This is a genomic window from Curtobacterium sp. 458 (assembly GCF_030406605.1).
In the GTDB taxonomy this organism is placed as follows: Bacteria; Actinomycetota; Actinomycetes; order Actinomycetales; family Microbacteriaceae; genus Curtobacterium.
The window spans coordinates 2,411,481-2,432,324 of the sequence record NZ_CP129104.1; the positions used below are offsets into that span (position 1 = coordinate 2,411,481).

The window sequence follows — 20,844 nt, forward strand, 5'->3', positions numbered from 1 at the left end:
TCCTGATCAGCGCTTCTTGCGGAACTTCGGGCAGTCGCAGAGCGCGCAGTCGGTGCCGGGGCGGTAGTGCTCGTGCGCCTCACGAGGGTGGCCGCACACGCACGTCACGGTGTCGTCGAGCACGACCTCGAGGAGCGTCCCGGACTCGTTCGTCGGGCCCAGCGGCATGCGTCCTCCTCGTGCCCCCGACCAGACGCCCGGGGATCCCCACGATCCTAGGGGAGCGGGGCTGTCAGGTGGCGGCAAACCGCAAGGTCCGCGCACCCACGCGCGACCGTCGTTGACCGCCGCACGACAGCACCGGAGCATCGGAGCATGACCGACCGTCCCACGATGACCGGCGTGCTCACCCTGCAGCCCGCGATGCCCGCTGCGGACGCACCGACCTGGTCCGGTGCCGCCTGGGTCGGCGCCGTCGACCGGGGCGAGGCACTCGCGGCCGACGCCGTCGTCCTCGCCGGCGCCGAGGGGTTCCACCGCGCGCGGCTCCTCGTCCGGGACGGCCGCGAACTCGCGGGTTCCGTCGACCTCGCGGTCGGCACGGACGGTGCCCTGGACCCGGCCGAGACGGCACGCGCGCTGCGCGCCCTGCGCGCCACGAGCCTCCCGGCCGCCCCGCAGGGTCCGACCGTCGGTCGGATCACCGTCGTCGTCGCGACCCGGGACCGACCGGACGACGTCCGCCGCTGCGTCGCCTCGGTGCTCGCGTCCGAGTGGGACGACCTCGAGGTGATCGTCGTCGACAACGCACCCAGCTCCCACGCGACCCGCGACGTGGTCGCGTCGTTCACGGACCCTCGCCTGCAGTACGTCCTGGAGGCCCGTGCCGGGGTCTCGCGCGCACGGAACGCCGGTCTCGCGGCGGCCACCGGCGACGTGGTCGCCTTCGTCGACGACGACGTGGTCGTCGACCGGTGGTGGGCAGCGGCGATCGCCGCGGCGTACGCCCGCGACGCGGACGTGGTCTGCGTGACCGGGCTCGTGCCGAGCGGTGAGCTCCGGACGCCGACGCAGCGGTACTTCGACGAGCGGGTGACCTGGGCGCGCAACACCGAGCGCCGGGTGTACCGGACCGCGGCGCCGCCGGCGGACCTGCCGCTCTTCCCGTTCTCGGTCGGCGCGTTCGGGACCGGCGCGAACATGTCCCTCCGTCGCGCTGCGGCCCTCGAACTCGGCGGGTTCGACGTCGCCCTCGGTCCGGGCACCCCCGCGCGTGCCGGCGAGGACCCCGACCTGTTCACGCGGGTGCTGTTCTCCGGTGGGGCGCTCGCCGTCGAGCCTTCGGCGATCGTGTGGCACAAGCACCGTGCCGACCGGGAGGCGCTGCGCTCCCAGGCCCTCGGCTACGGCACCGGGCTCGGGGCGTGGGTCGCGAAGCTGATGACACGCCCCGGTACCGCGCTCGCCGTGCTCCGGCGAGCCGTGGGGGCGCTCCGGCAGCTCGGGGCGCTCGGCCAGGGCAGCGGTGGTGCTGGTGGTGCCGATCAGGTGTCGGCAGCGGTGGACGCGGTCGGCGGGTGGCCGGTGGACGACGAGTTCCGCGCCGCGACGGCCGGACTGAAGCGCGCGGAGCTCACCGCGGCGCTCGGCGGCCCGTGGCGGTACGTGCGCGGGCGGCTCGCCGCGCGGTAGCGGTCGGGCGGGCGCGGGTCGGGGCGGGTCGGGGTCCGGTCGGGGTCCGCCGGGCGACGAAACGCGCGCGTTCCGACGTCCCGCGCGTCGATCGACGGGTGCGACGTCGCACGATGCGCCCGCATGGACCGGCGCGACACGGGTGCGACGTTGCACGTGTCGATCGACGGGTGCAACGTCGCGTCGGTGTCAGGCCATCGCGGGTGGGCCGCGAGTGCACGGCGGGTGGTCCGGCGGCCGCTGTGGATTGACGTCGTCGCTGTCGTACGACGACGGCCGCGTCGCTGGTTGCGGGCGCCGGGTGTTGCACGCGCGCCGGAACGACGTCGCCGCTGTCGTACGACGACGGCCGCGTCGCTGGTTGCGGGCGCCGGGTGTTGCACGCGCGCTGGAGCGACACGTCCGCTGTCGCACGACGACGGACGTGTCGCGCGACAGCGGTCCCGCGGCCGCGCCACAGCGCCCCGCGCCGGCTCAGGGGTGGAAGCGCCCCTCCTCGACGTCCCGCCAGAACCGACGGCTCCGCAGGTACGCGGCCGGACCCGCCGGGAAGCCCCGGAACTCGTGGTACGCCAGGGACCGCGGGATGCTCGTGGTCGAGGCCTCCGTCACGGTCTCCGGCGCCGCGTCCCGCTTGCCCGCGAGCCGGGTGACGAGCTGCTTGAGCTTGACCTTCGCCGCGATCGGCATCAGCCGCGTGAGCGCCGTCAGGTGCCGTCGGTCCTTCACGATGAGCGCGCACATGAGCGCGGTGAACCCGACGCCGTTCGAGTGCAGCTGGTGGTGGAGCCCCTCGAGGTCGGCACGGTGGGTGTGGTGCACGACGGCCTTCGGTTCGAAGCCGATCCGGCCGCCGCCCCACAGGATGTCGATGAAGATCGCGAGGTCCTCACCCCCGCGGGCGGGGACCCCGGCGCCGAGCACCGGGTCGAAGCCGCCGGCGGCACGGAACGCCGAGGTCCGGACGGCCCAGTTCGCGCCGGCCCCGTACCCGCCGATGCCGTACACGGCGAAGTGCTTCAGCACGCGGCCGTCGGGGGCGATCGCGCGGGCGCGGGCGTTGCGCATCGCACCGGGGACGTCGTCGGGGACGATGGTGACCGGCTCGAAGGTGCGCTCGCCGCTGAACCCGCCGTAGTACGCCTCGTACCAGATCTGCGCGGGGGTGGAGAGCTCCTCGGGCAGGATGAGCCCGGTCACCGCGGACAGCGCGGGTTCGCGGACGAACCGCGAGCCGATCATCCGGAGCCACTGCGGGCTGATCCGGACGTCGTCGTCGGTGAAGGCGATGACCTCGCCCTTCGCCGCCGCGACCCCGGCGTTCCGCCCGGCCGAGCACCCCGGGCGGCGCTCGACGACGAGACGGACGTTGTGCCCCTCGAGGATCCGGGGGAGCTGGTCGTCCGCCGGCACCTTCACGCGGTTGTCGACGATGATGACCTCGTACCGCGGGTAGTCGAGCTGCTCGAGGACCGCCAGGAGCGTCGTGATGGTCTCGATGCGCGCGACGATCGTCGACACGACGACCGAGATGAGCGGGAGGTCCTCGTCCGGCACCGACGTCGACGCCTCGGCGCCGGCCGTGGTCCCCGCGGTCTGCGCCACGAGCGGCTCGACGGCACGACGGGCATCAGCGGGGTCGTCGGTGAGGAGCACGTCGAGCGTCGTCACCGGGAACCCGCCGCGGTAGCCGACGACGAGCGCCGAGGAGCCGCGGTGGTCGGCGACGAGCTCCGGGAGCGGCGCGTCGAGGTCGAGGCTGACGACCCGACGTGGGCCGGGCACGGTGACGGGAGGGATCAGGGCCATGTCCGCGACGCTACGGAGCGTGCGGGCACCGGACAACGGCGCGACCGGGTGACGGCGGTGTTCGTGCGGAACCCCGCACCGGTGCCCCGCACCCCGCGCAGCGACGATCCCAGGAACGACGGGAGAGTGAGCGCACACTTTCGGCAGATTCGCAGAAACCTCCCGGTGGAAGGTCATCACGAGCAGGTCACGGAACCAATGCAACCGGTTGCGGAACGTCGATCGCGGGCGTAACTTCCTCCGTCAGCAGGCACCGCCGCCTGCTCCAGGCAGCGTCATCGCACCCGATCGGGGCTCCTGGTGATCTCGATGAGGAGACAACCCCGTGAAGACAACACGTGCCAAGGTGCGGTTCGCCTCGGTCGCCGGCATCGCCGCGATCGGGCTCGTGCTCACCGGCTGCTCGAGCGGCGGGTCCGCGAACTCCGGTGACGCCCAGAACGGCCAGGACAGCCGCGGACCGATCACCTACGTGCAGGGCAAGGACAACTCGAACGTCGTCCGCCCGCTGATCGCCAAGTGGAACAAGGCGCACCCGGACGAGAAGGTCACCTTCAAGGAGCAGTCCGACCAGGCCGACCAGCAGCACGACGACCTCGTGCAGCACTTCCAGGCGAAGGACGAGAACTACGACGTCGTCGACGTCGACGTCGTCTGGACCGCGGAGTTCGCCGCGAAGGGCTGGCTGACGCCGCTCACCGGCAAGATGAAGATCGACACGTCGAAGCTCCTCCCGGCGACGGTGAAGACCGCGACGTACAACGACACGCTGTACGCGGCTCCGCAGACGTCCGACGGCGCGCTGCTCTACTACCGCAAGGACCTCGTCAAGACCCCGCCGACCACGTGGGACGAGATGATGAAGGACTGCTCCATCGCCAAGGAGGCCGGCATCGGCTGCTACGCCGGACAGTTCGCGAAGTACGAGGGCCTCACCGTGAACGCCTCCGAGGCGATCAACGGCTCCGGCGGCTCGGTGCTCAGCAAGAGCGGCTCGCCGGACGTCGACACCTCCGACGCCAAGGCCGGTCTGCAGAACCTCGTCGACGCCTTCAAGGACGGCAACATCCCGGCCGAGGCGATCACGTACCAGGAGGAGCAGGGCCGCACCGCGTTCGAGGACGGCAAGCTCCTGTTCCTGCGCAACTGGCCGTACGTCTACAACCTCGCCAAGACCGACGGCTCGTCGAAGGTGAAGGACACCTTCGGCATCGCCCCGATCCCCGGCAAGGACGGCACCGGCGCTTCGACGCTCGGCGGCCACAACGCCGCGATCAGCGTCTACTCGAAGCACAAGGCGACCGCGCACGACTTCCTCGAGTTCCTGGAGTCGAACGAGACGCAGAAGTTCTTCGCGACGCAGGGCTCCCTCGCCCCGGTGGTCGGTGACCTGTACACCGACTCCGAGCTGACGAGCAAGCTGCCGTACCTGCCCACCCTGCTGAAGTCGATCGAGTCCGCGGAGCCCCGCCCGGTCACGCCGTTCTACCCGGCCGTGACGAAGGCGATCCAGGACAACACCTACGCGGCACTGAAGGGCTCGAAGAGCGTCGACGAAGCCCTGAAGGACATGCAGGACGCCCTGAAGACGGCGACCAGCGGCAACAGCAACTAGCGGCTCGCGCCGCGTCGGACTGGAGGCACGGTGCCAGCGTGCACCGTGCCTCCCCCCACCGGCACGGCCCGGCCGTCGCTCCGCGATGGCCGGGAACCGGCGGCGTGGGCCCAGTCCGCCCCCACTCGCGTCCCGACACCCGGCAAGGAGGCCGTCACGTGTCAGCAGCAACCGAGATCCCCGCCGCCATCCCCAACCCGACGGGGATGGAGCCGCCGAAGCGGCGGAAGGGCGGCCTCAACGCCGAGCACGGCCGGTGGGCCGTGTACCTCATCGGCCCGACGATCGTGCTCCTCGCCATCGTCATCGGCTACCCCGTCGTCAGTGCCGTCATCCAGTCGTTCCAGCTCGACGCCGGTCTCGACAAGGCGACCGGGCTCTTCGTGGCCGGCGGCTTCGCCGGGGTCACGAACTACGTGCACTGGCTGGGGCAGCAGTGCGGCAACACCGCCTGCCCGCCCGGCAACCTCGGGTCCCAGTTCTGGACCGCGATGGGCAACACGTTCTTCTTCACGGTCGTGACCGTCGCCCTCGAGACCGTCATCGGCGTGTGGATGGCGATCATCATGAACCGCAACTTCAAGGGCCGTGCCTTCGTCCGCGCCGCGATCCTCGTGCCGTGGGCCATCCCGACCGCCGTCACCGCGAAGCTCTGGTACTTCATCTTCGACGCGAACGGCGTCCTCAACCACGTCATCGGGCACCAGGTCCTCTGGTTCTCGGGGGAGTGGGCGTCCCGGTGGGCGATCATCATCGCCGACACGTGGAAGACGACCCCGTTCATGGCGCTCCTCATCCTCGCCGGCCTCCAGCTGATCCCGGACGAGGTCTACGAGGCCGCGAAGATGGACGGCGCGTCGACGATGCAGCGGTTCTGGAACATCACGCTCCCGCTCGTCAAGCCGGCGCTCATGGTCGCGGTGCTGTTCCGCGTCCTCGACGCCCTCCGCATCTACGACCTCATCGCGATCATGACCGGCGGTGGTGGTGGTTCCGGCAACGCGACCGTCTCGCTGTCGGTGCTCGTCGTCGACCAGATCCGGCAGGGGTTCAACTCCGCGTCGGCCCTCTCCACGATCACGTTCCTCGTGATCTTCCTCGTCGCGTTCATCTTCGTCCGGTTCCTCGGCGCGAACGTCGTCCAGACCCAGGCAGCCCAGCAGAAGGGTGAACTCCGATGAGCATCGCAGCAGACCGGCCCCGTTCCACGACGCGGCCCCGCGAACGCGAGGTCGACCGCACCCAGGTCCGGATCCAGCGCCACACCGGCCAGAAGCTCCGGACCGGCATCCAGGCCGTCGTCATCGCCGTGTGGTGCCTCCTGCCCTTCTACTGGATGGTCGTGACGTCGTTCCGTGACGTCGGGTTCACGTTCGACCCGACACCGTGGTTCACGCACTTCACGTTCGCGAACTACGAGACGGCGTTCTCGACCGCGCTCGGCAACCACCTCGGACGCGCACTGCTCAACAGTGTGTTCATCGGCATCACCGTGACGGTCATCGCGCTGCTCGTCGGCACGAGCGCCGCGTACGCGCTGGCACGGCTCGAGTTCAAGGGGAAGTCGCTCATCGCCGGTGCGATCCTCGCCGCGTCGATGTTCCCGGGCGTCGCGCTCATCTCGCCGCTGTTCCAGCTCTTCACGGACATCGGCTGGATGGGCACGTACCAGGCCCTGATCCTGCCGAGCATCTCGTTCGTGCTGCCCCTGACGGTGTACACGCTCGCGAGCTTCTTCCGGGAGATGCCCTGGGACCTCGAGGAGGCGGCCCGCATCGACGGCTGCACGCGGATCCAGGCGTTCCGACGGATCATCATGCCGCTCGCCGCCCCCGCCGTGTTCACCACCGCGATCCTGGCGTTCATCTCCTCCTGGAACGAGTACCTCATCTCGTCCCAGCTGTCCTCGGACGCCACCCAGCCGGTCACGGTCGCGATCGCGTCCTTCGCCGGGTCGCAGCCGCACCAGGAGCCCTACACGGCGGTGATGGCGGCCGGCACGATCGTGACGATCCCGCTGGTCATCCTCGTGCTCGTGTTCCAGCGGCGCATCGTGGCCGGCCTCACCGCCGGCGGCGTGAAGGGCTGACGGCGATGGCACAGCGCGGCCCCACCCGACCCACCGCCCGGATCGAGGAGGCGATCGGCTTCGTCGGCACCTTCGGCGTCCTGTTCCTCGGGGTGACCGTGTTCTGCGAGGTCACGGGACGGCCGGCGCTCGGCTGGGCCCTCACCCTGCTGGCGGCCGTCGTGGCGATCGTGCTGCTCGACCGCTGGCGGGTGTCCGTGCTCCGGCGGCACCACGAGGCCACCGGCGAGGTGGACGGCGTCGGCGCGGTCCCCGCGCGGACCGCCCCGACCCGCTCGGCCGGCGACGGCGCGGTCTCGGCGCGGACCGCCCCGGCCCGCTCGACCGGCGTCGTCCGGTCCGCACCGGTCGTCCCGGCCGGCCGGACGGCGGACGCGGGTCGCCCGGCGGACGGGTGACGCGCCTCCAGGCCGGACCCATGGGCATCCAGGAGATCGCCACCGTCACCGGACTGTCGAAGTCCACGGTGTCCCGCGCGCTGCGCGGCCTGCCGTCGGTGGCCGGACCGACGATCGACCAGGTGCGGCGGGTCGCCGACGAGCTCGGGTACGTCCCGAGCTCGGCGGCGGCCGGCCTCGCCACCGGCCGGCAGCGCGCCGTCGGCGTCGTCGTCCCGGTGATCGACCGGTGGTTCTACGTCAAGGCGCTCGGCGGGGTCGACGCGGAGCTCCGCCGGGCCGGGCACGACCTGGTGCTGTACAACCTCGGCGGGGCCGGGGGCGACCGCGACCGAGCGTTCCGACGCTCGATGCTCCGGCACCGGGTGGACGCCCTCGTGCTGCTGTCGCTCGTGCTCGACGAGACCGAGCGGACCGAGCTCGAACTCACCCGCCACCCGATGATCGTCATCGGCGGACCGGCCCCGGGGCTGCGGAACGTCGGGGTCGACGACGCGGTGGTGTCGCACCTCGCCGTGCAGCACCTCGCGTCACTGGGGCACCGGTCGATCGCGTACATGGGCGGGCAGGACGAGGACGGGATGAACGTCGCCGTCCCGTACCTGCGGCACGACGGGTTCGTCGACGCCATGACGGCCGCTGGCTGCGACGTCCGGCCCGAGTGGATGGTCGACGGCCGCTTCTCGTTCGCGGGCGGAGCGGACGCCGGCGCCGCGCTGCTCGGCGCCGGGGCCGGCTCCGGCGCCGGGGCCGGCTCCGGCTCCGGGTCCGGCTCCGCGCGACCCACGGCGGTGTTCTGCGCGTCCGACGAGATGGCCCTGGGACTCCTGTTCGCGGCGCAGCGTGCCGGTCTCCGGGTCCCCGAGGACCTCTCCGTGATCGGGGTCGACGGCCACGAGTACGGCGCGACCGTGGGCCTGACCACGGTCGCGCAGGACCCGGAAGCGCAGGGACGGACGGCTGCGCGTGCCGTGCTCGCGGAGGTCGAGGGGCACGGGTCGGAGCCGCTCCGGCCGGCGACCGCGGAGCTCGTGGTGCGGGGGACGACGGCGCCGCCGCGGTGACGCGCAGCGCTGCCGCGGTGACGCGCAGCGCCGCCGCGGTGACGAGTCCGCGCGTAGGGTCGCGGGCATGGAGGTCACGAAGCTCGAACACGCGTGCCAGGTGCTCACCCGCGACGGGGCCCGGCTCGTCCTCGACCCGGGGAACCTCACCCGGCCGGTCGACACCACGGGCGTCGTGGGGGTCGTCGTCACGCACGCCCACCCCGACCACGTCACGCCCGAGCAGGTCCAGCGGATCCTCGCCGCGAACCCCGGCGCCGTCGTCATCGGCCCCGCGGGGGTCGCGGACGCACTCGCGGACGATGGCATCCGGGTCGACGTGGTCACCGACGGGGACGCCCGCACCGTCGGACCGTTCGACCTCACGTTCCACGGCACCCGGCACAACGTCATCCACTCGAGCATCCCCGTGATCGACAACACGGGCGTGCTCGTCGACGGGCGGCTCTTCCACCCCGGCGACGCCTACACGGTCCCCGTCGTCCCGGTCGAGGTGCTCGCGACCCCGATCGGCGCACCCTGGCTGCAGATCGGCGAGCTCATGGACTGGGTCGCCGCGATCGCGCCGAGCCGGGCGTACCCGATCCACGAGGCGACCCTCTCCGAGGTCGGCCTCGGCATGCACGTCGGCCGTCTCCGCGAGGTCGTGGAGCCCGCCGGTGCCGTGACCGTGCTCGCCCCCGGCGACACGACGACCGTCTGACGGACGGTCGCGGTGAGACGGCCTGGAGGCGCGCCTCCCGTCCGTCACGCACCGCCGCGTCACGTCGTGGCCGGGCCGCGGATCGACGGCACACCCGGGCGACACGCCTCGTTTTGGCGCGGAGCGAGCGCTGTGCCATACTTGTCGAGTTGTCGGAACGGCCCCATCGTACAGCGGCCTAGTACGTCGCCCTCTCACGGCGGTAACGCGGGTTCGAATCCCGCTGGGGTCACCAGCAGTGGGTCACCACAGGTGGCTCACTTCCGAGTCCGACAACGAGTGCGTCCCGCTCCCGAGCAGGACCACGGCCCCATCGTACAGCGGCCTAGTACGTCGCCCTCTCACGGCGGTAACGCGGGTTCGAATCCCGCTGGGGTCACCACCGGAACGCCCCGCTCCTCCAGGAGCGGGGCGTTCGTCGTTCCGCGAGCGATGCAGCCCCGGCGGCGCGTCGTCACCGGTCTCGCGTACGGTGAGCGCGTGGAGTTCCCGGGGGAGGCGGATGACGTACGCGGTGCGTCGTCCTCTCCGGGGTCACCCCGGGGTACGCAGGACCAGCAGGACACCACGCCCCGAGCGGGCGGGCGCGCTCCGCGCGCGCTGCCGCACGGAGGCACCGACGGGTCCCCCGGGAACGCCACGCCCCTCGACGTGATCGCGGTCGCCCTCGCCGACGGGTTCCTCGCGGCCGAGGGCTGGGACCTCGCGACGCTCCGGGCGGCGGGTCACGACGTGGTCGGGCCCGAGCGGTCGTTCGTCGGCGCTGCCGTCGTGGCCGCACTCGAGGCGTTCCCGCGACCGCCGACGGACGCGCCCCGAGCCCTCGCCGACGTGCTCGTGACGACGCCCCGGCTCGTCTCCGAGCACGCGCGGCGGATCGGTCGTCGCCCGGTGTCCGTCCTCGCGCGGCGGGTCGCCCCGGTCCAGGCCGGACGACACGTCGAGGGACCGCTGGTCGTCGACACGCTGCCCGAACTCGCTCGCGCGCTCGACCTGACGGTGGGTCGGCTCCTCTGGCTCGCGGACACGAAGGGGTGGAACCGGCGTGCGGACCCCGACGGTCCGTTGCACCACTACCGGCACACGTGGACGGTCCGTCCCGGCCGGACGCCCCGGCTGCTCGAAGCGCCGATGCACCTCCTCCGCCGGGCGCAGCGGACGGTCCTCGACGGGCTGCTCGCGACCCTGCCGGTGCACGAGGCGGCGCACGGCTTCGTCCCTGGGAGGAGCGTCGTGACGAGTGCGGCGCTCCACGTCGGGACGGAGGTCGTCGTGACGATGGACCTCACCGCGTTCTTCGCCACGGTGCGGGCGCCGAGCGTGTACGGCGTGTTCCGGCGCACCGGTCTCGCCGAGCCGGTCGCGCACGTCCTCACCGGGCTGTGCGTGCACGAGGTCCCGCCGCGCGTGCTGCGTGCGATGCCGAGCGGTGGCGCCGGCTCCCTCGACGAACGGTCCGCGCTGCGCCGTGCCCTGGCCGAGGCGCACCTGCCGCAGGGCGCGCCGACCTCGCCGGCGCTCGCGAACCTCGTGCTCCGGCACCTCGACGCCCGCCTCGCCGGGTGGGCCGCTGCTGCCGGAGCGACGTACACGCGGTACGCCGACGACCTGACGTTCAGCGGGGGAGCGGCACTCGCGGCCCGGGTGGGGGCGTTCGTCGCCGGGGTCGAGCGGATCGTGCGGGACCAGGGCCACGCGGTCAACCCGCACAAGACCCGGGTCCGGCGTCGCGGGGTCCGGCAGTCGGTCACCGGCGTGGTCGTCAACGACCGGCTGTCGCCCGGCCGCGCCGAGGTCGACCGACTGCACGCGATCCTGCACAACTGCGTCCGGTCCGGTCCGGACTCGCAGAACCGGGACGGCCACCCGGAGTTCCGCGCGCACCTGCTCGGCCGTATCGGATGGGTCGGGCAGACGCACCCCGGGCGAGCGGCACGGCTCCGGGCGGAGTTCGACCGGATCGACTGGGGCTGACGATCCGGGCCCCGGGGTGGAACGACCGTTCTTCCCCCGTTCGAGGTTCCGCTGAGACACATAGTGAGGTTAGCCTTACCTAACGTGAACAGCGTTACACCTCAGCTCGAAATCCTCGACACCGACCGCGCCGACCGGTACCGCGAGGTCGTGCAGGCCACCGTCGCCCGCACGGCGGACCGGTTCGCCACCGTGTCCTCGCCCACCACCGACACCCCGGCACCGGAGCTCCGCGAGCGGATCGCCGAGGTCGACCTCGACACCCCGCTCGGTACCGCCGAGGCCGCGGCGGACGAGGTCGACCGGCTCTTCAGCGCCGAGGCGGTCTGGTTCCACCACCCCGACTCGCTCGCACACCTCAACTGCCCCGTGGCCCTGCCCGCGGTCGCCGCCGAGGCCGTGCTCGCCGCGGTCAACCCCTCCGTCGACACGTGGGACCAGTCGCGCATCGGCACCGAGATCGAACGCCGGGTGGTCCGATGGGCCGCGGAGACGATCGGGTTCGCGGACGGCGACGGGGTCTTCACCTCCGGTGGGTCGCAGTCGAACCTGCACGCCCTGCTGCTCGCCCGCCAGGCCGCGACCAGCGCGCCCGCCGTGACGGGGCGGCGTGGCCGCCCGGCGCTCGACGACCTCGTCGTGTTCGCCACCGCGTCGAGCCACTTCAGTGTCCGGAAGTCCGCGATGGTCCTCGGGCTCCCGGAGCACGCGGTCGTCGACGTCGCGACGGACCCCTCCGGCAGGATGCGCCCGGACGCCCTGGCCCACGCGGTCGCCGACGCCCGCCGCGAGGGTCGTGTCCCGATGGCCGTCGTCGCCACCGCCGGGACCACCGACCGTGGCTGCATCGACCCGCTCGAGCCGATCGCCGACGTGTGCGACCTCGAGGGCGTCTGGCTCCACGTCGACGCCGCGTACGGCTGCGGGCTGCTCGTGTCTCCGACACGCCGACACCTGCTCGACGGCATCGAGCGAGCTCGGAGCGTCACGGCGGACTTCCACAAGTCGTTCTTCCAGCCGGTGTCCTCGAGCGCACTGCTCATCCGGGAGCCGGCAGACCTCCGACGCGCCGCGTGGCACGCCGACTACCTCAACCCCGAGGACGCCGAGGAGCCGAACCAGGTCGACAAGTCCCTGCAGACGACCCGCCGGCTCGACGCGCTGAAGCTCTGGGCGACGCTCCGGGCGAGCGGGGCCGCCGCGATCGGGCGGGCGTTCGACACCGTGCTCGACGTCGCCGCCCTGGTGCACGAGCACGTCCGACGACACCCCGACCTCGAGCTCGTCGCCCCGACGCAGCTGAGCACCGTGCTGTTCCGCTGGCAGCCGGACGACGTGACCGACGACGAGGCGGACGCCCTCGTCGCCCCGCTCCGGGCTGCGCTCCTGGCCGAGGGACGGGTGCTCGTCGCGAAGACCGTGATCGACGGCCGACCGTGCAACAAGCTGACGCTGCTGAACCCCGGGACGAGGGCGGAGCAGGTCGCCGCGGCGCTCGACCACGTGACCGCGACGGCCGGACGGCTGCACGCCGAGCTGGGGGCAGCGCAGCACGCCGCCCAGCACGACGCCCACCATGCCGCCCAGACGACGGGAGCCGCGCGATGACCGCCAGCACCAGCACCGGCACCAGCACCACGAGCACCGGCCCCACGGACGCCGTGCACGACGTCGTCGGCATCGGCATCGGACCGTTCAACCTCGGTCTCGCCTGCCTCACCGACCCGCTCGACGACCTCGACGCCGTGTTCCTCGACCAGGCCGACGGCTTCGCCTGGCACCACGGCATGATGCTCGACGACGCCACGATTCAGGTCCCGTTCCTCGCCGACCTCGTGACGATGGCTGACCCGACGTCGCCGTTCACGTTCCTCGCCTGGCTCAAGGAGACCCGCAGGCTCTACCCCTTCTACATCCGCGAGTACTTCCACCCCCTGCGCGTGGAGTACGACGCCTACTGCCGCTGGGCCGCCGACCGCCTCGACACGCTGCGGTGGGGTCGCCGGGTCGTCGCCGTCGAGCACGACGAGGCCACCGACACGTTCACCGTCCACGCCGAGACGGCCGACGGACCGGAGCGCTACCGCACGCGCCACGTGGTCCTCGGGATCGGCACCGAGCCCGCAGTCCCCGAGGCGCTGCAGGGGGTCGGCGGCCCGGTCGTGCACTCCGCGGGCTACCTGCACGCCCGCGACGAGCTCCGCCGCGCCGACTCGATCGCGGTCATCGGCAGTGGGCAGTCCGCCGCCGAGGTCTACCGCGACCTGCTCGAGGGCATCCGCGACGGCGGCTACCGCCTCGACTGGATCACCCGCTCGCCCCGGTTCTTCCCGATGGAGGACACCAAGCTCACCCTCGAGATGACGAGCCCCGAGTACACCGACCACTTCCACGCCCTGCCGCACGAGGTCCGCGACCGCCTCGGGCGCGAGCAGCGCGGGCTCTACAAGGGCATCAGCGCCGACCTCGTCGACGAGGTGTACGAGACGCTCTACCGCACCAGTGCGCGCGGCCCCGTCCCGACGACCCTCCGGACCGACACGAGCGTCGTCGCCGCCGAGTGGCTCCCCGACCGGGACCGGTACACCCTGACCCTGCGGCACGGACAGCTCGGCACCGAGGCGACCCACGAGGTCGCCCGGCTCGTCCTCGCGACCGGCTACCGCCCGCGCACGCCCGACTTCCTCGCCCCGGTCGAGCACCTCGTGGCCCGCGACGAACGGGGTCGGTTCGCGGTCGCGCGCGACCTCCACGTCGACACGCTCGGCGGCCGTCTGTGGGTGCAAAACGCGGAGGAGCACACACACGGCCTCACCGCCCCTGACCTCGGCATGGGTGCCTGGCGGAACGCCTCGATCATCCGGTCCGTCACGGGGCGCGCCGTGTACGGCCTGGAGGAACGGATCGCCTTCCAGGAGTTCGGCCTGCCCGGTGGGCGGCCGGCCCCACAGCCGCGGGTCACCACCGACGCGCCGGCGACCGCCCGACCGGTGGACGGCGCGGCCGCGGCCGCTCGCCGCGCGACCGCGGGGGTCTCGGCGTGAGCGCCCCCGCGACGCTCGCCGACACGGCGGACGCCGCCACGGGCCTCCCGTCCGTCCAGCCCGTCGACCCGGACCGGGACGCCGCCGTCGTCCAGACGTGGCTCGCACACCCGGCGTCCGTGTGGTGGGGGATGTCCGACCACGACGTCCCGGCGGTGCGCGCGTCCCTGCGCGCCGTGCAGGACGACCCCGCGCAGCAGGGCTGGCTGCTCCACCGACACGGTGCGCCGATCGCGTACGCCGAGACGTACGACCCGGCCGTGGTGCTGCTGACCGACGTGTGGGACGCCGTACCCGGCGACGTCGGGATGCACCTGCTCGTCGCGCCGCCGCCCGCCGACACCGCACCGGGCGGCGGGCGGGTGCACGGCCTCACCACCGCCGTGATGCGCGCCGTCGTCGAGCACTGCCGTGACGCGCTCGGCGCTCGCCGGGTCGTGGTCGAGCCGGACGTCCGGAACACGGCGGTGCAGCGGAAGAACGCCGAGGTCGGGTTCCGGGCGCTCCGCGTGGTCGACGTCGACGGCAAGCGGGCGATGCTGTCGGTGCTCGACACGGCACGGATCGGGGTGCCCGACGACGACGGCCCGGCGGCGCACCTCCGCCCCGAGCACCTCGAGCCGGCCGAGCGGCACCTCGTCGCCAAGGCGATCGCCGAGTTCACCCACGAACGACTGGTCAGCCCGCGCCCGGACGGCGGGGAGTGGGTACTCGACGCCGGCGACTCGACCTACCGCTTCCGCGCTCGCGTGCACGCGCTCGAGCACTGGTCGATCGACGAGCCGTCGCTCACCCGCACCCGCGACGGCCGCCCGGCACCGCTCGACGCACAGGACCTCGTGCTCGCCCTGCACCACGTCCTCGGCATCCCCGACGAGCTCCTCGGCACCTACCTCGAGGAGATCGCATCGACCCTCGCGAGCGCCGCCGCGAAGCACCGCCGCGGTGGACCGTCCGCCGCACAACTCGCCCGCGGCCGGACGGACGGCGACGTCGTCGCGTCGTTCCAGGACGCCGAGGCCGCGATGACCGAGGGGCACCCCGCGTTCGTCGCCGCCAACGGCCGCATCGGGTTCGGACTCGACGAGTACCGGGCCTACGCGCCGGAGTCCGGCGGCCGCTTCCGCTACCGGTGGCTCGCCGCCCGCCGGGAGCACACGCACCTGGCGCTCGCCGCGGGCCGCACCGAGGGAGCCCACTGGCAGGCCGAACTCGACCCGGCCACCATCGACCGGTTCCGGGACACGCTCGAACGACGCGGGCTCGACCCGGACGAGTACACGTGGTTCCCGGTGCACCCGTGGCAGTGGCAGCACCGGATCGCAGTCACCTTCGCGCCGGACCTCGGCCGGCAGGACCTCGTCGACCTCGGCGAGGGACCGGACGACCACCAGCCGCAGCAGTCCATCCGCACGGCGTTCAACCGGTCGCGTCCGGAGCGCTCGTACGTGAAGACGGCGCTCGCCGTGCAGAACATGGGGTTCCTCCGCGGGATGTCACCCGCGTACATGCGGAGCGCGCCGGCCGTGAACGACTGGGTCGCCGAGCTGGTCTCCGGTGACCCGGTGCTCGCCGACGCCGGGTTCTCGGTGCTCCGCGAGCACGCCGCCATCGGCTACACCGGCGACGCGTACCACCGCGTCGACGTGGTCTCGCCACAGCGCAAGATGCTCGCCGCGCTCTGGCGCGAGAGCCCGGTGCCCCTGCTCCATCCCGGGGAGCGGCCGACCACGATGGCCGCACTGCTGCACCGGGACGCTCGGGGCCGGTCCGTCGCCGCGGCCCTCGTCGAGCAGTCCGCGCTGGACGCGGCCACGTGGGTGCGCCGGTACCTCGACGCCTACCTGCGGCCGGTCGTCCACTGCCTCACCGAGCACCAGCTGCTGTTCATGCCGCACGGCGAGAACCTCGTGCTCGTCCTGCGCGACGGGGCAGTGTCCCGGGTGTTCATGAAGGACATCGGGGAGGAGGTCGTGGTCGTCGGAGACGTCCCGGTGCCGGTGGGGACCGAGCGGATCGTGCAGCCGGTGGACGACGACGAAGCGGCGCTCGGCGTGTTCACCGACGTGTTCGACGGGGTGCTCCGGTACCTCGCAGCGATCCTCGACGAGGACGGGGTGCTGCCGGGTGTGGTGTTCTGGCGGCTCGTCGGGGAGTGCGTGGACGCTGCCGCAGTCGGACGGGCGCGGCCGATCGACCTCCGCGTGCCGGACTTCGAGCACTCGTGCCTGAACCGGTTGCAGCTGAAGAACACCGTGCAGATGGTCGACCTGACCGGGCAGACGGAGTCGCTCATCCGGGCGGGGCGGATGCCGAACCCGATCGGACGGCGCTGACGGCGGGGCGTCGGCCTGGCGCTGCCACCGGGAGCCTGGAAAGGTCGGACCATGCCCTCCGCCGTGCAGCTCATCCGGTCCGCAGCGCTGAGCGACGTCGCGGAGTACGCGTACGCCGCGACGGCACCGGCGGGGGCACGGCTCGTGTTCCTCGCCGGAGCCTGCCCCCTCGACGCCGACGGCCGGACCGTGGCCGTGGGGGACCACGCCGGACAGGCCGGACAGTGCATCGCGAACCTGCGGACGGCACTCGCCGCCGCGGGTGCGTCGGTCGAGGACCTCATCAGCACCCGGGTGCTCGTCGCGTCGTCGCGGCAGGCGGACCTCGTGACGGCGTGGGAGGTCGTGCGGCGGGCGATGGGCGACCACGACGTGCCGAGCACGCTGCTCGGCGTCACCGTGCTCGGGTACGACGACCAGCTCGTGGAGATCGAGGCGGTCGCAGCGGTCGTCGACTGAGCAGTGCCCGGCGTCAGCCGATCAGTGCCGCCGCGAGTCGGTCAGCGGCGCCCGGGTCGGCCTGGGGCAGGAAGAGCGAGGGTTCGACGAGTTCGACCTCCAGCACGAGCGAGGACCCGTCGTCCGCGCGGACGAGGTCGACCCGGGCGTACGGCAGGACGCCGAACCGGGCGGCGACGACGGCCACGGCCGCCCGGGCGACCTCGACCTGCTCGGCCGTCGCCACGTGCGGCGCGTTCACCTCGGCGGCGAACAGGTCCTCGATGAGCGCGGCCTCGGGCAGGGCGACCCGCTTGCTCGCCGCGTGGCTGTACGCGCCGCCGAGGAACACGACCGGCCACTCGCCCTCGACCGGGACGGAGTGCACGAACGGCTGGACGAGCACGACCTGGCCGGCGTCGTGCAGCGCCCGCACGTGGTCGGCGGCAACGCCGTGCTGCGTCGGCCAGTACGACGCCGCCCCGCGACTCCCGGCGCCCACCGCGGGCTTCACGACGAACCGGCCGTCGGGGAACGCCGGGGTCTCGCCGGGTCGGACGAAGGTGGTCGTTGTGATCGGGACCCCGGCGTCGGCGAGCTCGCGGAGATACTGCTTGTCGGTGCTCCAGAGGACCGCGGGCAGCGGGTTGACGAGCTCGGTCTGCTGCGCCACCCGGCGCAACCACGCGACGAACTCGTCGAGCCGGTCGTCGTAGTCCCATGTGGACCGCAGGACGACCCGGTCGTGGGCGGACCAGTCGACGTCGGGGTCGTCCCAGTCCACGACGTCGACGGTGACACCCGTCCGTCGGAGTGCGGCGAGCGCGAGGTCCTCGTCCTCGTCGAGCCCGCGAGCGGGGGCGGTGGTGACCCAGGCCAGGGTGGAGATGCGCACTCCGCCAGTGTGGCGGCTCCGAGCACGCGGCGCGCTACAGTGCACCCGCCGCAATTCCGTGCCCGTGCCCGCGCCCGCGCCCGCGCCGTCGTCCCTCGAAAGGAGACCCGTGCCCCACGACCGACCCGTCCACCTCCGCTGGCGCTTCCTCGGCCTCGTCGCCGTCGGCGGTGCGATCGGCACCGGCCTCCGCGCACTGCTCGCCGCCGCGTTCCCGCCCGGGCAGGGGATCAGCTGGACGATCCTCGCGATCAACGTCGTCGGTGCGTTCTGCCTCGGGCTGCTGCTCGAGGCCCTCGCGCACCGCGGTCCCGACGTCGGCCGACGCCGCGGGCTCCGGTTGTTCGTCGGGACGGGCGTGCTCGGCGGCTTCACGACGTACAGCACCCTCGCGGACGACACCGCGCAGCTGCTCGACGCCGGTCGCTGGACGGCCGGGAGCGGCTACGCGCTCCTGTCGGTCGTGCTCGGACTCGCGGCGGTGGTCGCCGGGTTGTGGCTCGCCGCGGTGCTGCGGCCGCGTCGCGTGGGGGGTGCCTCGTGAACCCGCTCGAACTCCTGGTCATCGCGGTCGGGGGCGGGGTGGGGGCAGCCCTGCGCTTCGTGCTCGACGGTGCCGTGAAGGCCCGTGTGACCGCGTTCCCGCTCGGCACGCTCGTCATCAACGTCTCCGGTTCGCTCGTGCTCGGCGTCCTCACGGGGGCGGGACAGTCCGGAGCACTGGCCCTCCCGGTGGTCGCCGTGCTCGGGACGGGCATGATGGGTGGGTACACGACGTTCTCGACGGCGAGCGTCGAGACCGTGCAGCTCCTCCGATCCGGCAAGCCCCGGCTCGCCGTCCTGAACGGCCTCGGGATGCTCGTCGTCTCGGTCGGCGCAGCCGCGCTCGGCCTGCTCATCGGAAGGAACACATGACCTCGGAACGCCCCGGCGAACTCGTCCTCGTCCGTCACGGAGAGACGGAGTGGTCGAAGAGCGGGCAGCACACCGGCCGCACTGACATCCCGCTCACCGAGCACGGTGTCGAGCAGGCGGAGCGCGCCGGCCGGTACCTCGCGGACCGCTCCTTCGCGCTCGCGCTGTCGAGCCCCCTGCAGCGTGCTCGACGCACCGCGGAGCTGGTCGGGGTGGACCCGGAGCTCGACGAGGACCTCTACGAGTGGGACTACGGCGCGTACGAGGGGCTGACCACACCGCAGATCAAGGTGCTGCGCCACGGCCCGTGGGACCTCTGGACCGACGGGGTGCCCGCTGGCGAGACCCCCGGTGAGAACGCCGCCGAGGTCCGGGTCCGGGTCGAGCGCGTCCTGAACCGTGTCCGTCCGGTGCTCGCCGAGGGTGACGACGCGATCGTGGTCGCGCACGGGCACGTCCTCCGCGCGCTCGGGGCCGCCTGGATCCGTCTGGCACCGCAGGACGGGGCGGTGCTCAAGCTCGGCACCGCGACGGTGAGCTCGCTCGGCTACGAGCACGGCCGCCCCGTCATCGACTCCTGGAACGTCGAGCCGCGCGACTGAGCTCCCGCCGGAACCAGGGTCCGGACACCACACCGTGGTACCGCGCGGTGCTGTGTCCGGACCCTGGTTCCGCGCGTCCGCCTCAGACGGTCGGGATCGCGCTCGTCGCACCCAGCGGACGGCCCCGGCGACGCTCGATCGCGCGTCCGACGAGGAGCAGCGCCACGCTGACGAGCGCCCCGAGCACGGTCTGCGCGATGCGGTCGAGTGCAAGGAGCTCCGGCGCCTCGGGCAGGCTCAGCCACGACACCGCGAGGGCGAGCGGCGTGAGGAAGAGCAGCGTCACGGCATAGCGCCGCGCGACGAAGATCTCGGCGAAGAACTGCCCCACCACGGCGATCACGACGATCCACCACACGCTCGGCTCGAGCAGCAGGATGCCGACCGCGATGACCGTGCCGCCGACGGTCCCGATGACACGCTGCCACGCACGGCGGAGCGTGTGCCGCTGCCGGAGCGCCGGGAGCGTCGACACGACCGCGATCACCGCCCAGTAGGGGTGCCCGAGCCCGGGGAGGGCCTCGGCGATGCCACCCGCCACGAGGGACCCGACGACGTTGAGGGCGACGGTCTCGCGGAGTGCCGGGGTGCGGAGGACGTCGAGGGAGCGGTGCTTCCGCGGCGCGAGCGGCCGGAACCGGTGCGGTGCCCGCGGGTGGAGCACCCGTCGGAGCACGGCGCCCGACATCGCCACCGCCCACGCCCACGCGACCGAGCAGACGATGACCACCAGCACCGTCGGGACGTCGGCCGGCCGGAGCGGCACGAGCGCGGACACCACGAACGCGAACACCGGGAAGATCGGCTGTGCGGGGATCGTCCGGAGCACGGTGAGCGTGCACACGGCGACGACGAGCACGACCACGAGTCCGACCGCCTGCAGCCAGAGCGGGTGCCCGAGGAGCGCGACGCCCACGCCCGCGAGCATGCTTACGGTCTGCAGTGCCCCGGCGACACCCGTCGTGACGGCGCGCTGCCGGTAGGGCTCGGTCGCACCGAAGATCGCGGTGAACCCGGCGAACATCGCGAACGCCGCATAGCCGGGCATCCCGAGGGTGATGAGCACGGCGAGCGGAGCGCCACCGGCGATCGCGGCGCGTGCTGCGCCCTCGAGGTTAACGGTCCGGGTCGAGTGCGCAGGTGTCGTCATGTCGTGACCCATCTTCCCACCGCGACGGGTGTCGCCGACCCGCGCCGTGCCACCCGGCGGTGGGGGCAACCCGCCCTGAGGCTCATGGCGGGGCCCGCCACGGGCCTCCAGGCAGTGCGGACGCACGTTGGTATACCAACCTGCTAGAGTGACCCCCACGAGCCGCGACAGCGGCGTACC

At 72.9% G+C, this 20,844-nt stretch carries 19 protein-coding genes and 2 tRNA genes; 17 read left to right on the forward strand and 4 right to left on the reverse strand.

Annotation, left to right across the window (positions count from 1 at the left end; all coding sequences use genetic code 11):
- Positions 1-6 precede the first annotated feature (6 nt).
- Positions 7-168 carry a hypothetical protein gene (locus QPJ90_RS11860; protein WP_290131417.1) on the reverse strand — a complete coding sequence of 54 codons (162 nt, stop codon included), beginning with the start codon at positions 166-168 and terminating at the stop codon, positions 7-9.
- 147 nt (positions 169-315) lie between these two features.
- On the opposite strand from QPJ90_RS11860, the gene QPJ90_RS11865 reads away from it, so the two are divergent.
- Entirely contained in the window at positions 316-1,632 is a 1,317-nt protein-coding gene (locus QPJ90_RS11865; RefSeq protein ID WP_290131418.1) for a glycosyltransferase, read from the forward strand.
- A 474-nt stretch (positions 1,633-2,106) separates the two neighbouring features.
- Here the strand turns inward: QPJ90_RS11865 and QPJ90_RS11870 are convergent, their stop codons facing one another.
- Positions 2,107-3,441 (reverse strand): glycosyltransferase, encoded by a 1,335-nt coding sequence (locus QPJ90_RS11870; RefSeq protein ID WP_290131419.1) that lies wholly within the window; start codon positions 3,439-3,441, stop codon positions 2,107-2,109.
- Positions 3,442-3,766: 325 nt separating this feature from the next.
- Here QPJ90_RS11870 and QPJ90_RS11875 point away from each other — a divergent pair, with 325 nt between their 5' ends.
- From QPJ90_RS11875 to QPJ90_RS11935, 13 genes are all read left to right on the forward strand, one after another.
- Positions 3,767-5,056: an ABC transporter substrate-binding protein gene (locus QPJ90_RS11875; RefSeq protein WP_290131420.1), complete on the forward strand. Its 1,290-nt coding sequence runs from the start codon at positions 3,767-3,769 to the stop codon at positions 5,054-5,056.
- A 206-nt stretch (positions 5,057-5,262) separates the two neighbouring features.
- Positions 5,263-6,237, forward strand: coding sequence for a sugar ABC transporter permease (locus QPJ90_RS11880; protein ID WP_290134219.1), 975 nt, complete (start codon positions 5,263-5,265; stop codon positions 6,235-6,237).
- Entirely contained in the window at positions 6,234-7,145 is a 912-nt protein-coding gene (locus tag QPJ90_RS11885) for a carbohydrate ABC transporter permease (protein ID WP_290131421.1), read from the forward strand. Before QPJ90_RS11880 ends, QPJ90_RS11885 begins: the two co-directional genes overlap by 4 nt.
- Before the next feature lie 5 nt (positions 7,146-7,150).
- Positions 7,151-7,543: a hypothetical protein gene (locus QPJ90_RS11890; protein WP_290131422.1), complete on the forward strand. Its 393-nt coding sequence runs from the start codon at positions 7,151-7,153 to the stop codon at positions 7,541-7,543.
- A 20-nt stretch (positions 7,544-7,563) separates the two neighbouring features.
- On the forward strand, positions 7,564-8,607 hold the full coding sequence (locus tag QPJ90_RS11895) for a LacI family DNA-binding transcriptional regulator (RefSeq protein ID WP_290131423.1): 1,044 nt from the start codon (positions 7,564-7,566) through the stop codon (positions 8,605-8,607).
- Between the two features lie 67 nt (positions 8,608-8,674).
- Positions 8,675-9,310 (forward strand): MBL fold metallo-hydrolase, encoded by a 636-nt coding sequence (locus QPJ90_RS11900; protein ID WP_290131424.1) that lies wholly within the window; start codon positions 8,675-8,677, stop codon positions 9,308-9,310.
- A 159-nt stretch (positions 9,311-9,469) separates the two neighbouring features.
- A tRNA-Glu gene (locus QPJ90_RS11905) sits at positions 9,470-9,545 on the forward strand.
- 71 nt (positions 9,546-9,616) lie between these two features.
- Positions 9,617-9,692, forward strand: a tRNA-Glu gene (locus QPJ90_RS11910).
- Between the two features lie 269 nt (positions 9,693-9,961).
- Positions 9,962-11,284, forward strand: a complete 1,323-nt coding sequence (locus tag QPJ90_RS11915) for a reverse transcriptase family protein (protein WP_290131425.1) — start codon at positions 9,962-9,964, stop codon at positions 11,282-11,284.
- 84 nt (positions 11,285-11,368) lie between these two features.
- On the forward strand, positions 11,369-12,892 hold the full coding sequence (locus tag QPJ90_RS11920; RefSeq protein WP_290131426.1) for a pyridoxal-dependent decarboxylase: 1,524 nt from the start codon (positions 11,369-11,371) through the stop codon (positions 12,890-12,892).
- On the forward strand, positions 12,889-14,328 hold the full coding sequence (locus QPJ90_RS11925) for a SidA/IucD/PvdA family monooxygenase (RefSeq protein ID WP_290131427.1): 1,440 nt from the start codon (positions 12,889-12,891) through the stop codon (positions 14,326-14,328). The genes QPJ90_RS11920 and QPJ90_RS11925 overlap by 4 nt, the downstream gene beginning before the upstream one ends.
- The gene (locus tag QPJ90_RS11930; protein ID WP_290131428.1) at positions 14,325-16,664 is read left to right on the forward strand and encodes a GNAT family N-acetyltransferase; all 2,340 of its coding nucleotides are present in this window, start codon (positions 14,325-14,327) and stop codon (positions 16,662-16,664) included. Before QPJ90_RS11925 ends, QPJ90_RS11930 begins: the two co-directional genes overlap by 4 nt.
- Positions 16,665-16,715: 51 nt before the next feature.
- Positions 16,716-17,123, forward strand: a complete 408-nt coding sequence (locus QPJ90_RS11935) for a Rid family hydrolase (RefSeq protein ID WP_290131429.1) — start codon at positions 16,716-16,718, stop codon at positions 17,121-17,123.
- A 13-nt stretch (positions 17,124-17,136) separates the two neighbouring features.
- On the opposite strand, the gene QPJ90_RS11940 is transcribed toward QPJ90_RS11935, so the two are convergent.
- Positions 17,137-17,997, reverse strand: coding sequence for a hypothetical protein (locus tag QPJ90_RS11940; RefSeq protein WP_290131430.1), 861 nt, complete (start codon positions 17,995-17,997; stop codon positions 17,137-17,139).
- Positions 17,998-18,106: 109 nt separating this feature from the next.
- Between QPJ90_RS11940 and QPJ90_RS11945 the strand changes: the two genes are divergently transcribed.
- Genes QPJ90_RS11945 through QPJ90_RS11955 form a run of 3 tightly spaced genes read left to right on the forward strand, consistent with a single transcriptional unit; the run spans position 18,107 to position 19,514 of the window.
- Complete coding sequence (locus tag QPJ90_RS11945; RefSeq protein ID WP_290131431.1) at positions 18,107-18,541, forward strand: CrcB family protein; 435 nt, start codon at positions 18,107-18,109, stop codon at positions 18,539-18,541.
- The gene (gene crcB, locus QPJ90_RS11950; protein WP_290131432.1) at positions 18,538-18,912 is read left to right on the forward strand and encodes a fluoride efflux transporter CrcB; all 375 of its coding nucleotides are present in this window, start codon (positions 18,538-18,540) and stop codon (positions 18,910-18,912) included. Before QPJ90_RS11945 ends, crcB begins: the two co-directional genes overlap by 4 nt.
- Positions 18,909-19,514: a histidine phosphatase family protein gene (locus tag QPJ90_RS11955; RefSeq protein ID WP_290131433.1), complete on the forward strand. Its 606-nt coding sequence runs from the start codon at positions 18,909-18,911 to the stop codon at positions 19,512-19,514. The genes crcB and QPJ90_RS11955 overlap by 4 nt, the downstream gene beginning before the upstream one ends.
- Before the next feature lie 82 nt (positions 19,515-19,596).
- Here QPJ90_RS11955 and QPJ90_RS11960 read toward each other — a convergent pair whose 3' ends face one another.
- Entirely contained in the window at positions 19,597-20,664 is a 1,068-nt protein-coding gene (locus QPJ90_RS11960) for an FUSC family protein (RefSeq protein WP_290131434.1), read from the reverse strand.
- Positions 20,665-20,844 lie beyond the last annotated feature (180 nt).

Coding starts and splice junctions, on each gene's coding strand:
- QPJ90_RS11860 (WP_290131417.1), bottom strand. CDS start 168: ATGCCGCTGGGCCCGACGAACGAGTCCGGGACGCTCCTCGAGGTCGTG.
- QPJ90_RS11865 (WP_290131418.1), top strand. CDS start 316: ATGACCGACCGTCCCACGATGACCGGCGTGCTCACCCTGCAGCCCGCG.
- QPJ90_RS11870 (WP_290131419.1), bottom strand. CDS start 3,441: ATGGCCCTGATCCCTCCCGTCACCGTGCCCGGCCCACGTCGGGTCGTC.
- QPJ90_RS11880 (WP_290134219.1), top strand. CDS start 5,263: ATGGAGCCGCCGAAGCGGCGGAAGGGCGGCCTCAACGCCGAGCACGGC.
- QPJ90_RS11885 (WP_290131421.1), top strand. CDS start 6,234: ATGAGCATCGCAGCAGACCGGCCCCGTTCCACGACGCGGCCCCGCGAA.
- QPJ90_RS11890 (WP_290131422.1), top strand. CDS start 7,151: ATGGCACAGCGCGGCCCCACCCGACCCACCGCCCGGATCGAGGAGGCG.
- QPJ90_RS11895 (WP_290131423.1), top strand. CDS start 7,564: ATGGGCATCCAGGAGATCGCCACCGTCACCGGACTGTCGAAGTCCACG.
- QPJ90_RS11900 (WP_290131424.1), top strand. CDS start 8,675: ATGGAGGTCACGAAGCTCGAACACGCGTGCCAGGTGCTCACCCGCGAC.
- QPJ90_RS11925 (WP_290131427.1), top strand. CDS start 12,889: ATGACCGCCAGCACCAGCACCGGCACCAGCACCACGAGCACCGGCCCC.
- QPJ90_RS11935 (WP_290131429.1), top strand. CDS start 16,716: ATGCCCTCCGCCGTGCAGCTCATCCGGTCCGCAGCGCTGAGCGACGTC.
- QPJ90_RS11955 (WP_290131433.1), top strand. CDS start 18,909: ATGACCTCGGAACGCCCCGGCGAACTCGTCCTCGTCCGTCACGGAGAG.
- QPJ90_RS11960 (WP_290131434.1), bottom strand. CDS start 20,664: ATGACGACACCTGCGCACTCGACCCGGACCGTTAACCTCGAGGGCGCA.